We start from the raw sequence: 20,584 nt of genomic DNA, 5'->3' as shown, positions 1-20,584 counted from the left end.
GACTTCTAAATGGAACGAGCTTAAGCAAACGAGAAAACATCAAGGAAAAAAAGGTGTCCGTTTATCTGGATGGTTAATTATCTTGATTTTGGTGATCATTTTATGGTATGTGTTAAATAATTATGAATTGTAGAAAGCAGCATGGGGATTTTTAAAACGAGAAAAAATAAAAAATTTACGTACACACCTCAACATTTTAAAAATGATGGAGAAGGGAGTCCGTTTGAAATGAAACATAAATTCGACGATTTTAGAAAAACCGTTGGACCTACTGGAGGTATAAAATCTAAATTTCAAAATGCATTTGAAGAATTAAAAGAATCTCCAGATCGCTCGGCAAATCGCCGGGTTATCATTATTGTTGCTATACTTATACTTATTTTTCTATTTATTATAGAATTCGATTTATCCATATTCCTTCCTAATTCATAATGGCAGATATTATTCAACTTTTACCAGACCATGTTGCAAATCAAATAGCAGCAGGTGAGGTAGTGCAGCGACCAGCTTCTGTAGTTAAAGAACTTTTAGAAAATGCTATAGATGCCAAAGCCGAGACTATAAAATTATTGGTTAAAGATGCTGGTAAAACTTTGGTTCAGGTTATAGACGATGGGGTAGGAATGAGTATTACAGATGCGCGCTTAAGTTTTGAACGTCATGCAACATCAAAAATTCGTTCTGCCGAAGATCTATTTCAACTAAATACCAAAGGATTTCGTGGTGAAGCTTTAGCAAGTATTGCGGCTATTGCTCATGTAGAATTAAAAACAAAACAAGCCCAAGATGAGGTTGGTACAACCATAACTATTGAAGGGAGTGAAATTGTAGATCAAGATGTGGTTGTTACACCAACAGGAACATCTATAGCAGTAAAACATTTGTTTTTTAATATTCCTGCACGGCGTAATTTTTTAAAATCAAATACAGTTGAAACCCGACATATTATAGATGAATTTCAGCGTGTTGCTTTAGCACATCCAAGTATTAGTTTTGTAATGTATCACAATGGATCTGAAGTTTTTAATTTGCCACAAAGTAATTATAGACAACGTATTGTTAATATATTTGGACCTAAAACCAATGAAAAATTAGTGCCAGTGAATGAAGATACAGATGTTTTAAAAATTTCTGGTTTTGTTGGTAAACCTGAGTATGCTAAAAAATCTAGAGGAGAACAATTCTTTTTTGTGAATCATAGATTTATAAAAAGTGCCTATTTAAATCATGCAATAACAGCCGCTTTTGAAGGCTTGATTAAAGAAGGTACACACGCGAGTTATTTCTTGAATTTAGAAGTAAATCCGCAAACTATAGACATTAATATACATCCTACAAAAACAGAAATCAAATTCGACGATGAGCATACGTTATATGCTATTTTAAGAGCTTCTGTAAAACATAGTTTAGGGCAATTTAATATTGCTCCAGTTTTAGATTTTGAACATGATGCGAATTTAGACACGCCTTACGATTACTCAAATAAATCGGCAAGTACTCCAACAATAGAAGTCGATCGTACTTTTAATCCGTTTAATTCTGAAAGATCAACACCTTCAAGACCCTCTACACCTTCATCTTATTCTGGACGTAAAGACACGCCAACAGCAAGTTGGGAGAGTTTGTATGTAGGTATGGAATCTAAAGGCACAAAATCTAAAAACGATTTTAGTGAAATTCAATTCGAGAGTGTAGAGAGTACGGCATCTTTGTTTGAAGATTCTCAAATAGCTTCTAAGCAAGCGACATATCAGCTTCAAAATAAATATGTATTAAGTACCATTAAATCAGGAATGTTGGTTATCGATCAAAATAGAGCACACCAACGTATACTTTACGAAGATTTTTTAAAATACATAACAGGGAAAGATACGGTAAGTCAGCAATTATTATTTCCATTACAAATTCAACTATCAAAACAAGAACACGATATTGTTTTAAATTTAAAAAGTGATTTAGAATATGCTGGTTTTGTGTTTCAGAATATTGAAGCACATATGGTTGAAATAATTGGTTTGCCAATTAATGTTCCAGAAAGCGAAGTAAGTATTATATTAGAGCAATTAATTAGTGATGTGGAGCATGAAGTTCCTGATGCAAATTTTAGTGCAGCAGATTTATTAGCAAAATCATTATCGAAAAGTTTGGCAATAAAATCAGGGCAATCGCTTACACAAACAGAACAAGATCATTTAGTAAATAGTTTGTTTGCATGTAAAGATCCTAATGTTTCACCAAATAATAAACCTACATTTATCACCATGACAGTTGATGAATTAGATAAAAAATTTATGTAATTTCATAGAAATAAAGATATGATGAATAGAATTTCCGATACCGTTAAACATCTTATAATCATTAATGTTATTATGTTTATTGGAACCATGGTTGTTGGTGGTGGTAACTTATTTTATGATTGGTTTGCATTGCATTTTCCTAAAAATGCAGCCTTTCAACCATGGCAAATATTTACTCATATGTTTATGCATGGTGGTTTTATGCATATTGCATTTAATATGTTGGCACTTTGGATGTTTGGAACGCCTGTAGAACAACAATTTGGAGGTAAAAAGTTTTTGTTTTTTTACTTGTCTTCGGGGTTGGGGGCAGCACTTTTAATGTTGGGGTACTATTATTACCAATATTCAACAGGGATGTCTGCTTTAGAAGGCGCAGGTTTTAGCACCTCTGAAACTTTAGAAACCTTACGATCTGGATATGCCTTGTACGATACACGTTGGTCTCAAACTTTAAGTCCGGATCAATTAGGGAAATTTGTAAGTGTATTTAATGGTACTATGGTAGGGGCTTCCGGAGCTATAATGGGAGTTTTAGTTGCTTTTGGAATGTTATTTCCTGAGTCTAAATTGATGATGATTTTCTTACCAATTCCTATAAAAGCAAAGTATTTTATTCCCGGAATTATTGCTTTAGATTTAATTTCAGCAATTACCGGTCAATCTTTCTTTAGCCCAAGTAATACGGCTTATATGGCACATATTGGAGGTGCTCTAACAGGCTTTTTAATAATGTGGTATTGGAAAAAAACACAGTTTAATAAAAACCGATGGGATTAATATATGAACTCGCTTAATCAAGATATTAAACAAAAATTAACGCATTTAAATGTGTTAGAAAAGATAATAGCTGTAAATGTTATTGTCTTTTTTGTTGGGTTTGTTTTACAAGCGCTAACCTCTACCTTACCTTACGATTCAAGTTTAAAATGGTTCGAACTATCAAGTAATTTATCAGAATTATTAGTCACTCCTTGGTCGTTTATTACCTATGCATTTGTGCATTACGATTTTATACATTTGTTATTCAATATGTTGTGGTTGTATTTTATTGGACAATGGTTCTTAAATATGTTCAGTAAAAAATTAGCTATAAATATTTATTTTTTAGGTGCTATTTCTGGTGCTATAATTTTCTTATTAGGATATAATTTATTGCCTAATGTGTTTAGTTCTGGCGGACGATTGGTAGGAGCTTCTGCGGCGGTTCGTGCATTATTAATTTTTATGTGTGCCTACATGCCACAAATGGATTTAAAGTTCTTTATGTTTAATATTAAGTTATGGATGGTTGGAGCTGCCATTTTAACTTTAGATGTTTTAGGTTTAGCAGGTACTAATGCTGGCGGAAATCTTGCGCATTTAGGAGGTGCAGCTTTAGGATTCTTTTATGCCATGCAATACAAACAAGGCCGTGACATAGGTAAGGGGTTTGAAGGTGTTGCAGATACTGTTGTAGGTTGGTTTTCTAAATCTGGAAAATCGCCTCTTAAAACGGTTCATAAACGCACCAATAAAAAAATGGCAGGTTTCAAAAAAGATGAGTTTGATGCCTTTAATAAGCAAAAACGTATAGATATTATTCTTGATAAAATTAGTAAAAGTGGCTACGATAGCTTAACAAAGGAGGAGAAGGAATTTTTATTTAAAGCTGGAAAATAAGTATGAGTAAATTAAACGTTATTGATAAATTTATATTTTTCATCAATTTGGTTTTGGCTACGCTACTTTTGTTGTCTTACATTTTACCATTTTTTTCTCCTAAACATTTTACTTTTTTATCGGTTTTAAGTCTTACCGTACCCGTTTTAATTCTAGTTAATGTGCTATTCTCATTATATTGGTTATTGAAACTGAAACGGCAAATGGTATTATCTTTTCTTGTTTTAGTGATCGGGTATTTTTATATGGGAACATTGTATAAAATATCTAGAACTACAGAAGATAAAAGTCCAGACAATATTTCAATTATGAGTTACAATGTAAGGTTGTTTAATATTTATAATTGGATTCTTAATGAAGATATAGGGGCAGAGATTTCTAAATTTGTGAAAGATGAATACCCAGATGTTTTGAGTTTACAAGAATATCATCCCAATAACAAAAGTGTAGATTTTTCATTTTATAGGTATAAATACATACAATTAGCTGGCGAAAAAAAACAGTTTGGTCAAGCTATTTATTCTCAATACCCTATTGTTAATAAAGGATCTGTAACGTTCCCTAATACGCCCAATAATGCCATATTTGTAGATATTGTTAAGGGAGAAGATACCATTCGTATTTATAATATTCATTTGCAGTCCCTTCGTATAAATACAGAAGTTGAGGAATTGAAAAAACAAGATTCCGAGCGTTTACTTAAAAGTATTGGTCGTTCTTTTGCCATGCAACAAGATCAAACAGAGCAATTCTTAGCCCATAAAAAAACGTGTAAGTATAAAATGATTATTACTGGCGATTTAAATAATACTGCTTATTCTTATGTGTATAGAATGATTAGAGGTGATTTAAACGATACTTTTAAAGAAGCTGGTAATGGGTTTGGGAAGACCTTTAATTTTAAATTTTTTCCTGTTCGAATTGATTTTATTTTTACAGAAGACGCCTTTACCATCAAGGATTTTAAAACCTTTAATGATGATGTTTATTCAGACCATTATCCGATTATGACTAATGTGTCTTTACATTAAGCTACAATCTACCGTGTCTGCTATAATATGAATTACTAAACCTAAGGCTAAAAGGCGTGTTTTCTTTGGAAATAAAAGTAGAATATATAGTACAATGGCCCAATAGGAGTGAAGCGGATGAAAATTTATACTACATCGTCCAGGGCTAAATATTGGGGTGGCCAATAGATGATCTAGATCTATAAACATCCCGCATATCATGATTAAGTAAGCATATTTCCACTGTGGTTTATAATACCAAAGCGCAACCATTAATGGTCCTAAAAAATGAATGCCGTAATGTATAAAGGGCTGAAGCATTACAGCGAAAAATCTTGACTTTCTAAGTAATCCAAAGCATTTGGACCTTCGTTAAATAATAAATCTAAAACACTTAAATTATTAATAAACCCATGTTTATTGTCAAAGACTTGTGTGTATTTGTTATTTTGAAAATTAACAGCAGATTTCGGATTAACTAAGTTTCGTAAATCTAAAGTATTATCAACTTCATGTTTAAATTCTTCAGTTTTACGAATTGATTTTTCCAATTGTAAGCATTCAGAAATCGTCTCGAAACATTTCAAATTAAAATCTAAAATATACTCTGCTTCTGTTTCAAAAAGCGGACGTAAATCATCTTCATAATATTCAAAAAATGGCGATGTTTTGTATGCAGAAAGTAAGGACTTCCAATGTACACTTTGCCAATTTTCTGTATTTGAAATCTTTACATCGCGATATTTCTGACGATTTTTTTGTGTATAAATTACTGGAATATTAAGTAGTAATTTTCCGTTAGCAGCATAAATATAGGTTCGTGTTCTGTAGGTTTGTTTTGCAAAATTATCATCCATTTCAAATGTTACCACATTAGACTTTGCAATGGCTGCCATATGTGCAATGTTTGGAAAATAAGTAGGATGTAAAAGGGTATTTAAACTCATAGAAGTATGCTTTATGCATTTGCTTTTTTGCGTTTTCTATAGGTGTTAAAACCAAATAATCCTGCAATAATAATAAGCGATGGAATTAAGTAAGATACTGGTTTTCCGCTTCCACCAACAGTTGTAAAGAAACGGTCCCAACGTGGTTTCCCGTATTGATCCCAACTCATCCAAATAAATACAGGTTTACCCACTACGTGATCGAAAGGTACAAATCCCCAAGCTCTAGCATCTTGAGAGTTGTGTCTGTTATCTCCCATCATCCAATAGTAATCTTGTTTAAATGTATAACTATCTGTAGCCGTACCATTCACATATATTTGATTCCCTTTTACTTGTAACTTATTACCTTCGTATTCGGTAATAACGCGTTTGTAAAGTGGTAAAACATCTACATTTAAAGCAATAGTTTTACCTGCTTGAGGAATATATAATGGTCCGAAGAAATCGTTATTCCAGTTGTAATTTGGATTTTGAGGGAAGATTCTAGAATCTCTAACGCCTTTTTCTTCTTTAATAGGCGTAATACTTTCTACGTTTGGATGATTTTTAAATTGTGCTACAGCTTCGTCTGTAATAGACATAAACATATAGGTGTTTTTGTCGTTTATAATCCCAAAACGGTCTGTAATACCATAGCGATCTGCTAGTTCTTTAGCATTGAATTGGTGTGTTTTAGGTTGAACTAAATAACTAAATTGTAGTCTAGCACGTTCTGGTAATTGGTTTTGTTTACCGTTAATATATACATATCCGTTTCTTACTTCTAGAGAATCTCCAGGAAGACCCACGCAACGTTTAACGTAATTTGATTTTTTATCTACAGGTTTCCAGTGATTACGATCTGGTGTACTAAAAAAGTCTGTAACAGTATCTACAGGCCAGTTAAAAACGACAATATCATTACGTTTAATTTTTTGAAACCCTGGTAATCTTAAATAAGGTAAAAGCGTTTTGTTTTTTAAGGATTGCTCTTTCGTTTCTAAGTTATCGTCTGCGATATATGATTTTAATTTCGTTTTTGGTATAGAATCGTGAACCATTGGCAATGCTAAAGTTGTTTGTGGCAAACGTGGCCCATAGTTTAACTTACTTACAAACAGAAAATCGCCAACTAGTAAGGTTTTTTCTAAAGAAGACGTTGGAATAGTAAATGGTTGAATAATATAGGTGTGTACTATAGTTGCAGCAACAACAGCAAATAAAATAGAACTAATCCAATCTCCTGCACTTGTTGTAGGTTCTAAACTTCTGTCTTTTTTATATTCTAAATCTGTAGCGACATAGTTTAAGTAATAGTTGTAAAAGCCAAGAGAAAGAATAGCAAGAATGGTATCTGTTGTTGAATTTTTACCAAAACTTCTAGCTGTTTCTACCCAAATTACAGGAAACATAATTAAATTAACAATAGGTAAGAAGATAAGGATGGTCCACCACCATGGTCTATTTATTATTTTCATTAAAATTACAGCATTATAAACAGGAATAAATGCTTCCCAAGCTTGTCTACCTGCTTTTACGTAAAGTTTCCAAGTACCTAATCCGTGAACGAATTGGATTATTAGAATAAAAATGAACCATTGAGTTAAAGTCATAATCTACTTGTATTGCTAATTGTCTTAAAGACAAAAATTAATCTGAATATTTGTATTAGTATTGATAATGGGGGTAATGTAACAGATTTTTATAGTATTAACCAATATTTAACACATCTTTCATGCTAAACACTCCTGTTTTTCCCATTAACCACTCGGCAGCAATTACGGCGCCTAAAGCAAACCCTTCTCTGTTATGTGCTTTGTGTTCTATGGTAATAGAATCTACACTACTTTCGTAAGTTACAATGTGAGTTCCTGGAACTTCAGGAATACGTTTAGCTACAATAGGAATTGTATGTGTATCTGGAGTATTTAAAGCCCAGTTTTCGTAGGTTTTGTTTTCAGCTATAATATCGTTAGCTAAAGAAATAGCCGTTCCACTAGGTTCATCTAATTTTTGTGTATGATGAACTTCTTCCATACTAATATTATACTGGTCTAAATTACTCATCATTTTAGCCAGTGTTTTATTTAATTCAAAAAAGATATTTACACCTAAACTAAAGTTAGAGGCATAAATAAAACCACTTTTTTTCTCTTTACATAAAGTGGTCATTTTATCGTAATCTTCTAACCAACCTGTAGTTCCAGAAATAACAGGAACACCATTATTAAAACAGTTAGAAATATTTCCTACAGCAGCACTAGGCATACTAAAGTCTATTGCAATATCTGCTTGTTTGATATCGTAATTTGGATTTTCAATACTTGCTTTAATTACTATGTCATGGCCACGTTTAAGAGCTATTTGTTCAATAGTTTTACCCATTTTACCGTACCCAAGTAATGCAATTTTCATGTTTTAAAATTTAAAGTTAAAGGAGAATCCTAGATTTGTGGCGCGTTCTACCTCGTTATATTTAAAATGGGGAGAGAGCGATAAATTATCGTCAATATTAAATTGTAATAGATGCGCATCTACGTTAGCATCAACAATGTTTAAGACGTATAAACCTAGGGTAATTAATAAAGATAATTCTTTGTTTTCTCGCAATTGTTCTTGCGCATTAATTAAACCATCATCAGATATTCTACCATAATATTCATCATCTGTAAAACCAGCTAATCTACGTTTGTAAGCATCGCGATAGCTGTTATAAGCATTGTTGTTATCTATATAAAAATAAATACCTGTACCAATGGCAGCGTATACAATTGGAATTTTCCAGTATTTTCTATTGTAAGCTTGTCCTAAACCAGGAAGAATAGCAGAGTAAAATGCTGCACGTGCAGGTGCTAAGGGATCTGTAAGCCTAGATTCTTTTTCAGGTTTTATTGCTAATGTATCTGTTGTTGTAACTACTGTTTCTTCAGATGTGGTTATAATCTTAGTGTTGTCCACAACCAATGTGTCTACAATTTTTTTAGTGTTTGTAGACTGTTCTTTACTGGCTTCTTGCGCAAGGCTATTTAAGCAGAAAAAAAAAGAGAGTAGGGTGGTTATAAAAAATTTACTTTGCACTCTGTACAAGTTTTTTTATACGATTAAAGTCTTCTTCAGAATGAAAAGGAATTGTAATTTTTCCTTTTCCATTTTTAGCTATTTTTATATCGATTTTATGTCCGAAATAATCAGAAAAATCTTCGATACTTTTAGTCACAAATTTTGGTGTTTCTGGTTCTTTTTTATCTGCAGGTTTTGCAGCATCTAAAGATTTATTTTCATTATAATTTTTAACTAAACTTTCAGTATCTCTAACCGATAATTTTTGTTTTAAGATACGTGTGTAAATTTCTATTTGAACACTTTGGTCTTCAATATTAATAATTGCACGACCGTGTCCCATAGAAATAAATCCGTCGCGCATTCCTGTTTGAATGATTGGATCTAATTTTAAAAGGCGTAAATAATTTGCAATTGTAGAACGTTTTTTTCCAACACGTTCACTCATTTGTTCTTGTGTTAGATTAATTTCATCAATTAAACGTTGGTACGATAAAGCAATTTCTATAGGGTCTAAATCTTGACGTTGAATATTTTCAACTAAAGCCATTTCTAAAGACTCCTGGTCGTTTGCAATACGAATGTAAGCAGGAATGGTTTTTAATCCTAAATATTCTGAAGCGCGCATACGGCGTTCTCCTGAAACTAATTGATAGGTATTAAAGTCTAATTTTCTAACTGTAATGGGCTGAATAACCCCAAGTTCTTTTATAGATGAAGATAGTTCACGCAGTGATTCTTCGTTAAAATTAGTACGTGGCTGAAATGGATTCATTTCAATAGTACTTAATTCTAACTCTACAATATTTCCTATAACCTTATCAGCATTTTTGTCTTGAACCGAGTTAATATCGTTAGTCGGGTCTTTTAATAATGCAGATAATCCTCTTCCTAATGCTTGTTTTCTTACTGCCTTCGCCATATTCTTTATCTAGGAGTTTTTGTTTATTATTTCTTTAGCCAAACTTAAATAGTTAATGGCACCTTTACTACTTGCATCAAAATTAATAATGCTTTCACCAAAACTTGGTGCTTCACTTAAACGTACATTTCGTTGTATAATAGTTTTAAAAACCATATCATTAAAATGTTTTTGTACTTCTTCTACCACTTGGTTAGAAAGTCTTAAACGTGAATCGTACATGGTTAACAATAAACCTTCAATATCTAATTCAGGGTTATGTATTTTTTGAACACTTTTAACAGTATTTAATAATTTACCTAAACCTTCAAGAGCAAAATATTCGCATTGAATTGGGATAATTACAGCATCTGAAGCTGTTAACGCATTAAGGGTTAATAAGCCTAAAGATGGGGCACAATCAATTATAATATAATCGTAATCGTCTTTAACTTCTGCTAAAGCACGTTTTAGCATATATTCTCTATCGTCCTTATCTACAAGTTCAATTTCAATAGCAACTAAGTCTATATGCGATGCAATGATGTCTAAATTCGGAGTTTCGGTTTGTAGTATAGCTTCCTTTGCTGTATTGGTATGTTCCAATAATTGGTAAGTTCCAATTTCAACAGTCTCAACATCTATACCTAATCCCGAAGTGGCATTGGCTTGAGGATCGGCATCAATCAGCAATACTTTCTTTTCAAGCACCCCTAAAGAGGCTGCTAAATTAATAGAAGTCGTTGTTTTTCCTACGCCTCCTTTTTGATTTGCAATTGCAATGATCTTACCCATTAATAATTTGATTTTATTAGGTGTAAAAATACAACTATTTATGAGTTTTAAAAATGTAACTTGTTAACAAATGTTAAGTGTATTTTCTTTTTCTGAGCCTGTTGTTAGACTACTGTAAGCACGAATGAAAGAATTTATAATAAGAATTATGAATTTAATCTAGATTTATTACATCATTATTAATCCAAGAAGGAAGCTAAAATATGAGTGTTAAAGGTTAGGTTATAAGAAATATTGACCGTTATATAAATTCAAAATGTATTATTCTTTATTTGTGTATTAATATTTGATATTTAGCGTTTTAATAACGCTTTTCCTAATTCTATATCTGTAGCTAATTCTTCAAGATTTGTAGATTCTAACATGTGTTTCAAATCGGCTCGAATCGATTTAAATTTTTGATGCATAGGGCATGGACTATCGTCATTACAAACATGTAATCCGATACCGCAACTTTCGTAAATCTGATCACCATCAATAGCTACAACAATATCCGAAAGTTTTATTTTTTTTATATTTACTATATCAATTTCAAACCCACCATGTGCTCCTTTTATAGAGTTCACAACATGATTTCTTGCTAAAGCTTGTAAAATTTTAGCAGTAAATGCTTCTGGAGAATTAATCTCTTTTGCAATTTCTTTAGGACTCACACGTCTATTTTCTAAAGAATTAACTGCAATAAATATTGTGGCTCTAATACCGTATTCACATGCTTTTGAAAACATATTTTTTAGTGTTTTTTAGTATATAAAAACAGAAAAATTAAGACACGAATATCTTTAATTAATTCAAATTTTATGTTTTTTAATGTTTTTAACTACTTGTTTAATAGTTAATTATTTGTTTATTTTTTAAAGGTAGGTATTAGGTTCGAGTTTATAAATGACTTAAATCAGTTTTAGATTTTATTCCTTATATATTTAAAAAATTAGTGAATAATTAATTATTCTTATGGCTGCTTTTAATAACCTGATAATTATCATGTTTAAAAAAAAGTAATATCTATATATTTGATATATAAATCGGATAAAATTGTCCGCTTTATAATAACCACAAATAAATAACTTAATTGTATGAAAACTAAACAATACTTTTTAACATCATGCTTTAATTGGAGGCAAGCCTTTATAGCATTCGCTTTTATAACTTTAACAACTTGTTCTAACAAAGACAAAAAAGAGCAGATAGAAGCCGTAGATATTCCTGTTAGTCATGAAATGCTTGCAGAATTAACCGCACCACCACATGTACCAACCCCAGTGGGTAGACGAAAAGCTAAAAAACTTATAGTCGATATGGAAATTCTGGAGGAAGAAGGTGAAATGACTAATGGAGTAAGTTATGTGTATTGGACTTTTGGAGGTTCGGTTCCAGGAAGTTTTATAAGAACACGTGTCGGAGATGAAGTAGAGTTTCATTTAAAGAATCATCCAGATAATAAATTACCACATAACATCGATTTGCATGCTGTAAATGGTCCTGGAGGAGGTGCCGAATCTTCTTTTGTAGCCCCTGGTCATGAAAAAGTGTTTTCTTTTAAAGTCTTAAATCCCGGATTATTTGTGTATCACTGTGCGACTGCTCCTGTAGGAATGCATATTGCAAATGGAATGTACGGACTAATTTTAGTAGAACCGGAAGGCGGACTTCCTTTAGTAGATAAAGAATATTACCTCATGCAAGGCGATTTTTATACTAAAGGTGCCCATGGAGAGCGTGGTTTGCAGGCTTTTGATATGCAAAAAGCGATAGATGAAAAAGCAGATTATGTCGTGTTTAATGGTAAAGTTGGTGCACTTACAGGCGATAATGCTATTACTGCTAATGTTGGAGAAACTGTACGATTATTTGTAGGGAATGGCGGACCAAACTTAGTTTCATCTTTTCATGTAATTGGAGAGATATTTGATAAAGTTCATGTAGAAGGAGGCGATCTTATAAATACAAATGTACAAACCACCTTAATACCTGCCGGAGGTGCTGCAATTGTTGAATTTAAAGTGGAAGTACCTGGAACATTTATTATGGTAGATCACTCTATCTTTAGAGCATTTAATAAAGGAGCCTTAGGCATGCTTAAAGTTGAAGGTGAAGAAGATAAAAAAATATATTCTGGAGAGCTAAGAGACGATATTTATTTACCAGAAGGTGGTGGAATTCAAACCATGCCAGAAGGCGATAATGTTGTTGAAGAAGCCCCATTACAATCCTTAGAAGAGCAATTAGAACGCGGTAAGCAAGCGTATATGCAAACCTGTTTTGCGTGTCACCAAAGTGAAGGTCAAGGTATACCAAGTGCATTCCCTCCTTTAGCAAATTCAGATTTTTTAAATGCCGATGTAAATAGAGCTATAGGTGTTGTGCTTAATGGATTAACAGGAGAGATAACAGTGAATGGCGAAACGTATAATAGTGTAATGACAAGACAAAGTTTATCGCCTAGCGAAATTGCTAACGTTTTAACTTACGTTTATAACAGTTGGGGAAATTCTAAAAAAGTAGTCACCACAGAAATGGTTGAAAAAGTTAGAAACCAGAAATAACTAAAAACAATGTTTAAAAAAACATATATATTATTTGGTATAGCGATTCTATTGCAAACTATAGTGTTTGGACAAACAAGCAAAGATATGTTACACATTCAAGGCGGAAGTTATATTCCGCTTTATGGTAGAGACTCTGTTTTAGTTACAGTGAATGATTTTTTTATGGACAAACTACCCGTTACAAATGAACAATACGTAGATTTTGTAAAGCAGTATCCTAAATGGCAAAAGTCAAACGTAAAACGATTATTTGCAGATGAAATGTATTTAAGAAATTGGAAAAACGATACAATTCTAAACAGTACAGAACATCTTAAAAGTCCGATAACGTATGTGTCTTGGTTTGCTGCAAGTAAGTATTGTGAGTGTCAGGGTAAACGATTACCAACGGTAGATGAATGGGAATATGTTGCTATGGCAGATGAAGAACTTGCAGATGCACGGGTAAAGAAAACATATAACGAGAAAATTCTTTCCTGGTACGAAGCACCGCGAACAAATACGTATGAAGTAGGACGGAACCCGGAAAATTTTTGGGGAATAAAAGATTTACACGGTTTGGTTTGGGAATGGACTTCAGATTTTAATTCCATATTAATTACAGGAGAATCTCGAAAAGATGTCGATAAAGATACCAATCTATTCTGCGGAAGTGCTGCTGTAGGAGCTACCGATTTAATGAATTATGCTGCCTTTATGCGCTATGCATTTCGTGGAAGTATTACAGCACGTTATAATATTAAGAACTTAGGCTTTCGATGTGTGCAAGATATGCCATTTGAATAATTAAAAAAGAAAAGAAATGAAAACATATATTTTAGGATTTTGTATGCTATGTTTAGGGGTAATGTCTTGTAAACAAGAAACAAAACAAGTTGCTGAAGCGACTGAAACATTAAAACAATCTGAAGAGATTTCAGATATGTCAATTTATAATTTACCTTCAACATGGACCAATCAAAATGGTAAGGATATTCAACTTAAAGATTTAAAGGGAAATGTATTAGTTATGGTCATGATTTACACAACTTGTAAAGCAGCTTGCCCTAGATTGGTTGCAGACATGCGTAATATTGAAAAACGATTACCAGAATCGACTAAAGGTAAAGTGAACATGATTTTTGTAAGTATAGATCCTGAAACAGATACGCCAGAACGTTTAAAAGCGTTTGCTAAAGAAAACTTTATGGACAAAGAGCCTTGGACTTTTTTAAGATCTTCAGAACAAAATACCAGAGAATTCGCTGCAGTTTTAGCTGTGAAATATAAAGAGATTTCTCCAATGGATTTTTCTCACTCCAACATTATTAGTGTGTTTAACGATGCAGGAGAATTGGTTTTCCAACAAGAAGGTTTAGGGGTAAACTCCGATGCTACTATTGAAAATATTGAAAAAGCTGTAAACGAAATGTAGTGGTATTTATAACGTGAATTATTTCCAGAATTCATCTGTAAGATTGTATTCAAAATCTGTTTCGTAATGAATCTCTTCTATGTATTTCATCTGCGTTTCGGTCGCAATTTTTTGAATTTCTGGAAATAAAATACGTTCTTCAAAACGAATATGTTGCTCTAAAGTATCGGCGATATCTGTTAAATTATCTTCCAAATTAGAGTGATCAGCAAATAATGCTCCTAAACGTTTATGTTCTTCAATCGCTTGTTGGCGCAACGTATGATCTTCATTTAAAATCGAAAAAATATAGACTTCTTCCATATTAAAATGAGGTGCTAAATGCGCTTTGTCAAACCAATTGGCGTAGGTTTTTATACGTTCAAGTTCTATTCCTTTTTTTAATCCTGTTCTTATTTTCCAAGATAATAGTAAGCCTTGATGATGCTCTCTACTTAAGGGCTGTAAAGCTTTATGTCGTTTTAATGGTTTTTTGTTTGTCATTATAGTTTGTATTTGTATGTAATATACTCATAATAATAAGGAGTATCCCTAATACTAAAAACGTACTGAGTATAAATAATAAAAGGTAATATTTTGGCATTACGCCAATCTCAAAGGTGAATAATATTCCTTGTAAGAATAAGATGCCTTCTGTAACTAAAAAGCCGAAGATAAAACTGTAAATACCCCAAGTAAAATATTTGTTCTGGTACGTTATTTTGGTCTGAATTAAAAAGACAAATAGAAATCCAGAAACTACGCCAAGCATTGTTAAATGAATAAACCCAATAACAAAATTATGCTGTTGTTTAGCCATTAATGCCACAGCTGGTATAAAAGAACTACTTTGTAGCGCTATTTTGAAAACAAAAGAACTTAATGAAAATGCATATAAGTATTTTAAAAGTTTAGAATTTTGATAGGTGAGTGTTGAAAATTTGGGTTTTACTAATTTAAAAAAATAATATAAAGCACCCAATTGGCATAATACACCTATACCATTTATAATATTTAAGATAGGGTGTGGGGCATACCAACTTACGGGTAATGCGAGAGTGCAAATCGTTGAGATAACTAGTAGTATATAAAAACGTTTAGAGTTCTGATTGTCTTTAATTTGAAATTGGTTAAATAATAAAGCGAGTAATCCAATTAAAAACCAACCATTAAATTGAAAGTGTAAAAAGAATTGAATGGCAATTTGATAAAAGGCTGAAGCTTGTCCTAAAATTCCAACTGCAGGACCTAAACACCAAACTCCAATTGTAGAAACTAACATAAAAACTAAGGCTGTTTTTAATACTATTCTTGTTAAATTATTTTCAACTTTAGCGTATTTAAAAATTAAATAGACAAAATAATAACTACAAAAAATGTGTAAAGTAGAAAACGTTATAGATACAGCTGCATAACCTTGAAACGGGAAACTAAGCAGCATACCTAACACTGCAAATTCTGTTATCCAAAATAGCTTGGTAAAAATAGCTTTCGGGTTTGGTACAAAATGATATGTTATAAGTGTAAAAAGCATTAAATACACCCAGCCTAACATAGCGGTATGTGAATGTGCATGTGTTAAAAAACGATAATTAAGATCAAGCGGATAAATATAAATAAAACGCATGGCAAGTCCCATTGCTGCTGCAATTAGAAAATTTAATAGGCAAACAAGAAAAAGGGGCTTAAGTGTCATGAACGGTATAAACTAAAAAATTCCGGGGTATATATTAATTATACACCCGGAATTTAAGACATTAATTACTTTTATTAACTAAACTGGCTTTCTAAAACTTCTGCCTCAGGAAATAAAATGTTATTTTCTAAGTGAATGTGAAGATGTAAATCTTGTTCAAATTCTTCTAGCATTGCAAAGGTTACCTTGTAAGTATTACAAGCATCTGCAGGTGGGGTGTAATTATTTGATATGTCTGCAATTTGTCTGAAACGTACACCTTCATTATCGTGTTCCTGCATCATCATTGCAATTGGATTTTTTACAGTACCAAAGCCTGGGGCTTCTAAAGGTGTATTGGTTGCCTTTGCCTTTAATAATTTTTTTATAAAAGGGAATAAAACGAGTTCTTCTTTCTTTAAATGTTGAGCCAATTCGCCAGCAGATGCCGTAAATAATTCATTAATTTCAAATAATTCAGGGTGTCTTTCACCATGAACTTTACATAGTTTATCTAAAAATTGTTTGATTATAGGAGATTTTTCTTCTACATATCTATGATGTTTTTTTTCAATATAATCAATTAATAAATCTAAAGGCCAAGATTTATAATCTATAGATTGATCGGTTTTAGAGTTTAATACATGTTCTAAACTATCAACCAATTCACTTGTTATAATTCCGTTTTTTTCACAAACGTCTTGTAAAGAACGATTTCCTCTACAGCAAAAGTCAATACCATATTTAGTAAATACAGCTGCAGTTCTAAAGTCTTCTGCAACAAATGCACCTACGTGTTTTTGTGTTATAGCTTCCATAGTGTTATATGTTTTAATTGTTGTTTTTTTGTGTTTTATTTTTTAATGTTAAGTCGAATACAAACCAACAGATTGTTACAATTCCGACAGCGAAAATAACATCGCCAATAGTGCGTAACCATTTTAGTGTTATCATGTTTGGGTTTTGCATTAATTCTGAAGAACGAGCGTACCACATGCCGTGTTCTATACTTTCAATAGCCTGCCAAATTCCCATAGGAAGTAGGCTTATTAATGCCATTCCTAATAAACCAAAGTTTAACGACCAGAAAGATATTTTTAATAGTTTATTGTTCCATTGTACATTACGGTATAAGCTTCTTAGTACAAATAACATTAATCCAATTCCTAACATTCCGTATACTCCAAATAAAGCAGTGTGTGCGTGTAAAGGTGTGGTGTTTAAACCTTGTACATAATATAAAGCAATTGGTGGATTTATAATAAATCCGAAGATTCCTGCACCTAAGAAATTCCAGAATGCTACGGCTATCATAAAGTAAATAGGCCACTTGTAATCTGCAATCCATTTGGTTGCTTTCGATAATTTATAGTTGTGATAAGCTTCATACCCAATCAAAGTTAAAGGCACAACTTCTAGAGCACTAAATGTAGCGCCTAAGGCCATAATTGCTTTTGGTGTTCCAGAGAAATATAAGTGATGGAAGGTTCCTAAAATACCTCCAGACATAAATATAATGGTAGCTAAAAGTACATTTAAAGTGGCTGTTTTGGTTTTTAATAAGCCTAATCTAACAAAAAGGAATGCGATAACAACTGTAGCAAAAACTTCGAAGAAACCTTCTACCCATAAGTGAACAACCCACCATCTCCAATATTCTGCAATGGCCAAATTGGTATGTTGTCCCCACATTAATCCAGAAGCATAAAATAATGCGATCGCTGTACATGATATTAAGAACATAATAATTAAGTTCTTTTCTTCGGTTTTACGTTTTAATACCGGTAATAAAGGTCTTACCATTAAAGCTAACCAAAGTACAAGACCAACAAATAAGAATATTTGCCAGAAACGTCCTAAGTCTACATATTCGTAACCTTGATGTCCAAACCAGAAATTATTAACTAGGTTTAGTTTTTGCATTACTCCAAACCATTGTCCAATCATAGATCCTAATACAATAATTAAAAGTGCAATGAATAAGAAGTTGACTCCAAATTTTTGAAATTTTGGATCTTTACCAGATACTGCTGGAGCGATATATAGTCCTGTAGCTAACCACGCTGTAGCAATCCAAAATATAGCCAGTTGTGTATGCCAAGTTCTAGTTACTGAGTACGGTAAAATCTGATCTAAAGCAAAGCCATAAAATCCATCACCTTCTACACCATAATGTGCTGTTACTATACCTAATAACATTTGTAATACCATAAGTAAAGTGACTACCCAAAAGTATTTTTTTATTAAATACATACTTGGCGTCATGCCTTGCTTTAAGAGCGGATCTTCTGCAGGTAGTGGAGTTTCTTCGTCTTCTCCAGATTTAACATGGTAAAATACAAGCACACCAATACATAAAATAAGTAAAATAATACTTACTCCAGACCACACCATTAAATCCATAGTAGGACCGTTTCCAACCAATTCGTCTGCAGGCCAGTTATGTGTATAACTTACTTTACTATTTGGTCTTTCGGTTACAGTTGCCCAAGTTGCCCAGAAAAAAAATGCATTCATTTTATGCATTTTAGCTTTATCTTTTATAGTGTTTTTTGGGATAGCATAATCTGCTCTAAGTTTATCAAAAGACGGATCGTTAGTAAATAGTCCATGATAGTATTCACTTAAATGATTAATGGCTTTTACACGGTTTTCGCTAATAGTAATGGTGTTAGTTTCTTTATTGTAAGTGTTTTTTCTAACATCATTTTGAAGACGTACTTTTAGGCTAGCCTGTTGTTCATCTGTGAGCTTATCATAGGGTGTATTAAAATCGTTCTGAGCATATAAATCTAAGATATATACAGCTTCTCTGTGAAGCCAATCTGCTGTCCAATCGGGTGCAACATATGCACCGTGACCCCAAACAGAACCGAGTTCTTGGCCACCAATACTTTGCCAAATATTTTGTCCGTCTTGAATATCGTTTTCTGTAAAAATGGTTTCACCGTTGGTGGACACAATTGCTTTAGGTACTGGTGGCGATTGTTGATAAATTTCGAAGCCGTAATAGCCTAAAACACTAAATGAAATCACTACAACTGCAGCAAATATGATCCATAGTTTTTTTTCTTTGTTCATGATTAAAAAATAGTTAGTTCATTAATTTGATTTTAATTCGGACAAAATTGTCCTCTTTGTTGGTAAATTTTTTTTAATTTTTTAAAAAGGATTCTCCTAATTTTATGTCTAATGCTAAAGATTCTAAATCTGTAGATTCTAACAAATTTTTCAATTCGGCTCTCACCAATTTAAATTTTTCATGCATAGGGCAAGGCTTGTCTGCATTACATTGTTGTAATCCTAAGCCACAACCTTTATAAATATTGTCTCCATCAATAGCATTAACAATATCTGCTAACATAATGGTTTTAATATCTTTTTTATCTATTTCAAAACCACCGTGTGCGCCTTTAATAGAATTAATAATATTGTTTCTTACTAAGGCTTGTAAAATTTTTGCAGTAAAAGCTTCTGGAGAATTAATCTCTTTAGATATTTCTTTTGGTCCCACACGTCTGTGTTCTAAAGAATTTAAGGCTATAAAAATAGAAGCTTTGATGCCGTATTCACAAGCTTTTGAAAACATATATTATATTTTTAGGCAAATATAGATACAAATTTCAATTCAGACAAATTTATCCGAATTAAAATATGGTTATATATTGTAGATTAATATGTGGGTTATCTGCTTATAAAAAAACAGATAATGTGTTTAAATATAAATAAATATGAAGGATATAAGGTGAAACATTACAACTTATTTTTAAGAGTAATGTAGGTATATTAAAAATTGACTTACTGTGATCTTAAGTTTTTATTGAAGTTTATGGTTAATATATTTTAAAGCAGTTGTAGCCCATAATGCCCAAAAAATTAATACAGGTTGAAAAAACAATCGGATTAATCTTTTTGTATCTGTATTTAAACCAAATGCATCGGTAGCATTTATATATTGCGCAATATTTCCTGGAAAAATTAAAATATAAAATATGGCTAAAGCGATACCTATATTAATTTTTTGTTGTTTCCAAAATATCATAGAAAGCCCAAAGCAAAGTTCAACGATACCAGATAAAACTACAACCAGATCTTTTCCCAAGGGGATCCAATTAGGAACTTGTGCTTGAAATTCTTCTCGCTGAAATGTAAGATGACCTATAGCTGCTAAAATCATTAATGAACCTAAAATGATTCTAAAAATATGTTGTGTTTTGGATGATTTAAAGGTTTTTTTGTTCATGTTTCAATCTTTTGAATAAAAAGTAAGGTTTATAAAAGATTAAGGTTGATCCTAATGAAAATTTAATTGA

At 32.1% G+C, this 20,584-nt stretch carries 22 protein-coding genes; 8 read left to right on the top strand and 14 right to left on the bottom strand.

Features of this window, described 5'->3' with window-relative positions:
* Positions 1-141: 141 nt before the first annotated feature.
* From Q1B05_RS15540 to Q1B05_RS15520, 5 genes are read left to right on the top strand one after another with little or no spacing between them, the layout of a single operon-like run.
* Positions 142-432: a riboflavin synthase subunit beta gene (locus tag Q1B05_RS15540; RefSeq protein ID WP_299781875.1), complete on the top strand. Its 291-nt coding sequence runs from the start codon at positions 142-144 to the stop codon at positions 430-432.
* Complete coding sequence (gene mutL / locus Q1B05_RS15535; protein WP_299781874.1) at positions 432-2,297, top strand: DNA mismatch repair endonuclease MutL; 1,866 nt, start codon at positions 432-434, stop codon at positions 2,295-2,297. The genes Q1B05_RS15540 and mutL overlap by 1 nt, the downstream gene beginning before the upstream one ends.
* 21 nt (positions 2,298-2,318) lie before the next feature.
* Complete coding sequence (locus Q1B05_RS15530; protein WP_299781917.1) at positions 2,319-3,077, top strand: rhomboid family intramembrane serine protease; 759 nt, start codon at positions 2,319-2,321, stop codon at positions 3,075-3,077.
* Positions 3,078-3,080: 3 nt separating this feature from the next.
* Entirely contained in the window at positions 3,081-3,959 is an 879-nt protein-coding gene (locus tag Q1B05_RS15525; RefSeq protein WP_299781873.1) for a rhomboid family intramembrane serine protease, read from the top strand.
* Between the two features lie 2 nt (positions 3,960-3,961).
* On the top strand, positions 3,962-4,990 hold the full coding sequence (locus Q1B05_RS15520) for an endonuclease/exonuclease/phosphatase family protein (RefSeq protein WP_299781872.1): 1,029 nt from the start codon (positions 3,962-3,964) through the stop codon (positions 4,988-4,990).
* On the opposite strand, the gene Q1B05_RS15515 is transcribed toward Q1B05_RS15520, so the two are convergent.
* The 8 genes from Q1B05_RS15515 to Q1B05_RS15480 all read right to left on the bottom strand — a co-directional run bounded on the left by Q1B05_RS15515 (position 4,982) and on the right by Q1B05_RS15480 (position 11,382).
* The gene (locus Q1B05_RS15515; protein ID WP_299781871.1) at positions 4,982-5,290 is read right to left on the bottom strand and encodes a DUF6122 family protein; all 309 of its coding nucleotides are present in this window, start codon (positions 5,288-5,290) and stop codon (positions 4,982-4,984) included. The two genes, Q1B05_RS15520 and Q1B05_RS15515, sit on opposite strands and share 9 nt — an antisense overlap.
* Positions 5,290-5,916: a WbqC family protein gene (locus Q1B05_RS15510; RefSeq protein WP_299781870.1), complete on the bottom strand. Its 627-nt coding sequence runs from the start codon at positions 5,914-5,916 to the stop codon at positions 5,290-5,292. The genes Q1B05_RS15515 and Q1B05_RS15510 overlap by 1 nt, the downstream gene beginning before the upstream one ends.
* An 11-nt stretch (positions 5,917-5,927) precedes the next feature.
* A complete protein-coding gene (gene lepB / locus Q1B05_RS15505) occupies positions 5,928-7,511 on the bottom strand; it encodes a signal peptidase I (protein ID WP_299781869.1) in 1,584 nt (527 codons plus the stop codon).
* A gap of 97 nt (positions 7,512-7,608) precedes the next feature.
* Entirely contained in the window at positions 7,609-8,313 is a 705-nt protein-coding gene (gene dapB, locus Q1B05_RS15500; RefSeq protein ID WP_299781868.1) for a 4-hydroxy-tetrahydrodipicolinate reductase, read from the bottom strand.
* Between the two features lie 3 nt (positions 8,314-8,316).
* Positions 8,317-8,976: a DUF5683 domain-containing protein gene (locus Q1B05_RS15495; protein WP_299781867.1), complete on the bottom strand. Its 660-nt coding sequence runs from the start codon at positions 8,974-8,976 to the stop codon at positions 8,317-8,319.
* On the bottom strand, positions 8,966-9,880 hold the full coding sequence (locus Q1B05_RS15490) for a ParB/RepB/Spo0J family partition protein (RefSeq protein WP_299781866.1): 915 nt from the start codon (positions 9,878-9,880) through the stop codon (positions 8,966-8,968). Before Q1B05_RS15490 ends, Q1B05_RS15495 begins: the two co-directional genes overlap by 11 nt.
* 9 nt (positions 9,881-9,889) lie before the next feature.
* Positions 9,890-10,654: an AAA family ATPase gene (locus Q1B05_RS15485; protein WP_159024114.1), complete on the bottom strand. Its 765-nt coding sequence runs from the start codon at positions 10,652-10,654 to the stop codon at positions 9,890-9,892.
* 293 nt (positions 10,655-10,947) lie between these two features.
* The gene (locus Q1B05_RS15480) at positions 10,948-11,382 is read right to left on the bottom strand and encodes an Rrf2 family transcriptional regulator (protein WP_299781865.1); all 435 of its coding nucleotides are present in this window, start codon (positions 11,380-11,382) and stop codon (positions 10,948-10,950) included.
* Positions 11,383-11,730: 348 nt separating this feature from the next.
* On the opposite strand from Q1B05_RS15480, the gene nirK reads away from it, so the two are divergent.
* The 3 genes from nirK to Q1B05_RS15465 are packed head-to-tail and all read left to right on the top strand — an operon-like array spanning position 11,731 to position 14,617.
* Positions 11,731-13,200, top strand: coding sequence for a copper-containing nitrite reductase (gene nirK, locus Q1B05_RS15475; RefSeq protein WP_299781864.1), 1,470 nt, complete (start codon positions 11,731-11,733; stop codon positions 13,198-13,200).
* Between the two features lie 9 nt (positions 13,201-13,209).
* Positions 13,210-13,989, top strand: a complete 780-nt coding sequence (locus tag Q1B05_RS15470) for a formylglycine-generating enzyme family protein (protein ID WP_299781863.1) — start codon at positions 13,210-13,212, stop codon at positions 13,987-13,989.
* A 16-nt stretch (positions 13,990-14,005) separates the two neighbouring features.
* Positions 14,006-14,617, top strand: coding sequence for an SCO family protein (locus tag Q1B05_RS15465; RefSeq protein ID WP_299781862.1), 612 nt, complete (start codon positions 14,006-14,008; stop codon positions 14,615-14,617).
* Positions 14,618-14,635: 18 nt separating this feature from the next.
* Here Q1B05_RS15465 and Q1B05_RS15460 read toward each other — a convergent pair whose 3' ends face one another.
* The 6 genes from Q1B05_RS15460 to Q1B05_RS15435 all read right to left on the bottom strand — a co-directional run bounded on the left by Q1B05_RS15460 (position 14,636) and on the right by Q1B05_RS15435 (position 20,514).
* On the bottom strand, positions 14,636-15,100 hold the full coding sequence (locus Q1B05_RS15460; protein ID WP_299781861.1) for a hemerythrin domain-containing protein: 465 nt from the start codon (positions 15,098-15,100) through the stop codon (positions 14,636-14,638).
* Positions 15,069-16,292, bottom strand: coding sequence for a hypothetical protein (locus Q1B05_RS15455; RefSeq protein ID WP_299781860.1), 1,224 nt, complete (start codon positions 16,290-16,292; stop codon positions 15,069-15,071). Before Q1B05_RS15455 ends, Q1B05_RS15460 begins: the two co-directional genes overlap by 32 nt.
* A 74-nt stretch (positions 16,293-16,366) precedes the next feature.
* Positions 16,367-17,089, bottom strand: a complete 723-nt coding sequence (gene ric / locus Q1B05_RS15450; protein WP_299781859.1) for an iron-sulfur cluster repair di-iron protein — start codon at positions 17,087-17,089, stop codon at positions 16,367-16,369.
* Between the two features lie 13 nt (positions 17,090-17,102).
* A complete protein-coding gene (locus Q1B05_RS15445) occupies positions 17,103-19,352 on the bottom strand; it encodes a nitric-oxide reductase large subunit (RefSeq protein WP_299781858.1) in 2,250 nt (749 codons plus the stop codon).
* Between the two features lie 73 nt (positions 19,353-19,425).
* A complete protein-coding gene (locus Q1B05_RS15440; RefSeq protein ID WP_299781857.1) occupies positions 19,426-19,860 on the bottom strand; it encodes an Rrf2 family transcriptional regulator in 435 nt (144 codons plus the stop codon).
* A gap of 228 nt (positions 19,861-20,088) precedes the next feature.
* Positions 20,089-20,514: a hypothetical protein gene (locus tag Q1B05_RS15435; protein ID WP_299781856.1), complete on the bottom strand. Its 426-nt coding sequence runs from the start codon at positions 20,512-20,514 to the stop codon at positions 20,089-20,091.
* Positions 20,515-20,584 lie beyond the last annotated feature (70 nt).

Source organism: uncultured Formosa sp. (assembly GCF_947500765.1).
In the GTDB taxonomy this organism is placed as follows: domain Bacteria; phylum Bacteroidota; class Bacteroidia; order Flavobacteriales; family Flavobacteriaceae; genus Formosa.
Note: the sequence above shows the minus strand (reverse complement) of the source record. Positions and strands in the feature narration are given on the sequence as shown.

Bases quoted from the DNA above. Each gene is read 5' to 3' on its own strand.
- Q1B05_RS15520 (WP_299781872.1), top strand. From the start codon at position 3,962: ATGAGTAAATTAAACGTTATTGATAAATTTATATTTTTCATCAATTTG.
- Q1B05_RS15470 (WP_299781863.1), top strand. From the start codon at position 13,210: ATGTTTAAAAAAACATATATATTATTTGGTATAGCGATTCTATTGCAA.
- Q1B05_RS15530 (WP_299781917.1), top strand. From the start codon at position 2,319: ATGAATAGAATTTCCGATACCGTTAAACATCTTATAATCATTAATGTT.
- dapB (WP_299781868.1), bottom strand. From the start codon at position 8,313: ATGAAAATTGCATTACTTGGGTACGGTAAAATGGGTAAAACTATTGAA.
- Q1B05_RS15435 (WP_299781856.1), bottom strand. From the start codon at position 20,514: ATGAACAAAAAAACCTTTAAATCATCCAAAACACAACATATTTTTAGA.
- Q1B05_RS15480 (WP_299781865.1), bottom strand. From the start codon at position 11,382: ATGTTTTCAAAAGCATGTGAATACGGTATTAGAGCCACAATATTTATT.
- lepB (WP_299781869.1), bottom strand. From the start codon at position 7,511: ATGACTTTAACTCAATGGTTCATTTTTATTCTAATAATCCAATTCGTT.
- Q1B05_RS15490 (WP_299781866.1), bottom strand. From the start codon at position 9,880: ATGGCGAAGGCAGTAAGAAAACAAGCATTAGGAAGAGGATTATCTGCA.
- Q1B05_RS15460 (WP_299781861.1), bottom strand. From the start codon at position 15,100: ATGACAAACAAAAAACCATTAAAACGACATAAAGCTTTACAGCCCTTA.
- Q1B05_RS15485 (WP_159024114.1), bottom strand. From the start codon at position 10,654: ATGGGTAAGATCATTGCAATTGCAAATCAAAAAGGAGGCGTAGGAAAA.
- Q1B05_RS15440 (WP_299781857.1), bottom strand. From the start codon at position 19,860: ATGTTTTCAAAAGCTTGTGAATACGGCATCAAAGCTTCTATTTTTATA.
- Q1B05_RS15510 (WP_299781870.1), bottom strand. From the start codon at position 5,916: ATGAGTTTAAATACCCTTTTACATCCTACTTATTTTCCAAACATTGCA.
- Q1B05_RS15515 (WP_299781871.1), bottom strand. From the start codon at position 5,290: ATGCTTCAGCCCTTTATACATTACGGCATTCATTTTTTAGGACCATTA.
- Q1B05_RS15525 (WP_299781873.1), top strand. From the start codon at position 3,081: ATGAACTCGCTTAATCAAGATATTAAACAAAAATTAACGCATTTAAAT.
- Q1B05_RS15455 (WP_299781860.1), bottom strand. From the start codon at position 16,292: ATGACACTTAAGCCCCTTTTTCTTGTTTGCCTATTAAATTTTCTAATT.
- ric (WP_299781859.1), bottom strand. From the start codon at position 17,089: ATGGAAGCTATAACACAAAAACACGTAGGTGCATTTGTTGCAGAAGAC.
- Q1B05_RS15465 (WP_299781862.1), top strand. From the start codon at position 14,006: ATGAAAACATATATTTTAGGATTTTGTATGCTATGTTTAGGGGTAATG.
- nirK (WP_299781864.1), top strand. From the start codon at position 11,731: ATGAAAACTAAACAATACTTTTTAACATCATGCTTTAATTGGAGGCAA.
- mutL (WP_299781874.1), top strand. From the start codon at position 432: ATGGCAGATATTATTCAACTTTTACCAGACCATGTTGCAAATCAAATA.
- Q1B05_RS15540 (WP_299781875.1), top strand. From the start codon at position 142: ATGGGGATTTTTAAAACGAGAAAAAATAAAAAATTTACGTACACACCT.
- Q1B05_RS15445 (WP_299781858.1), bottom strand. From the start codon at position 19,352: ATGAACAAAGAAAAAAAACTATGGATCATATTTGCTGCAGTTGTAGTG.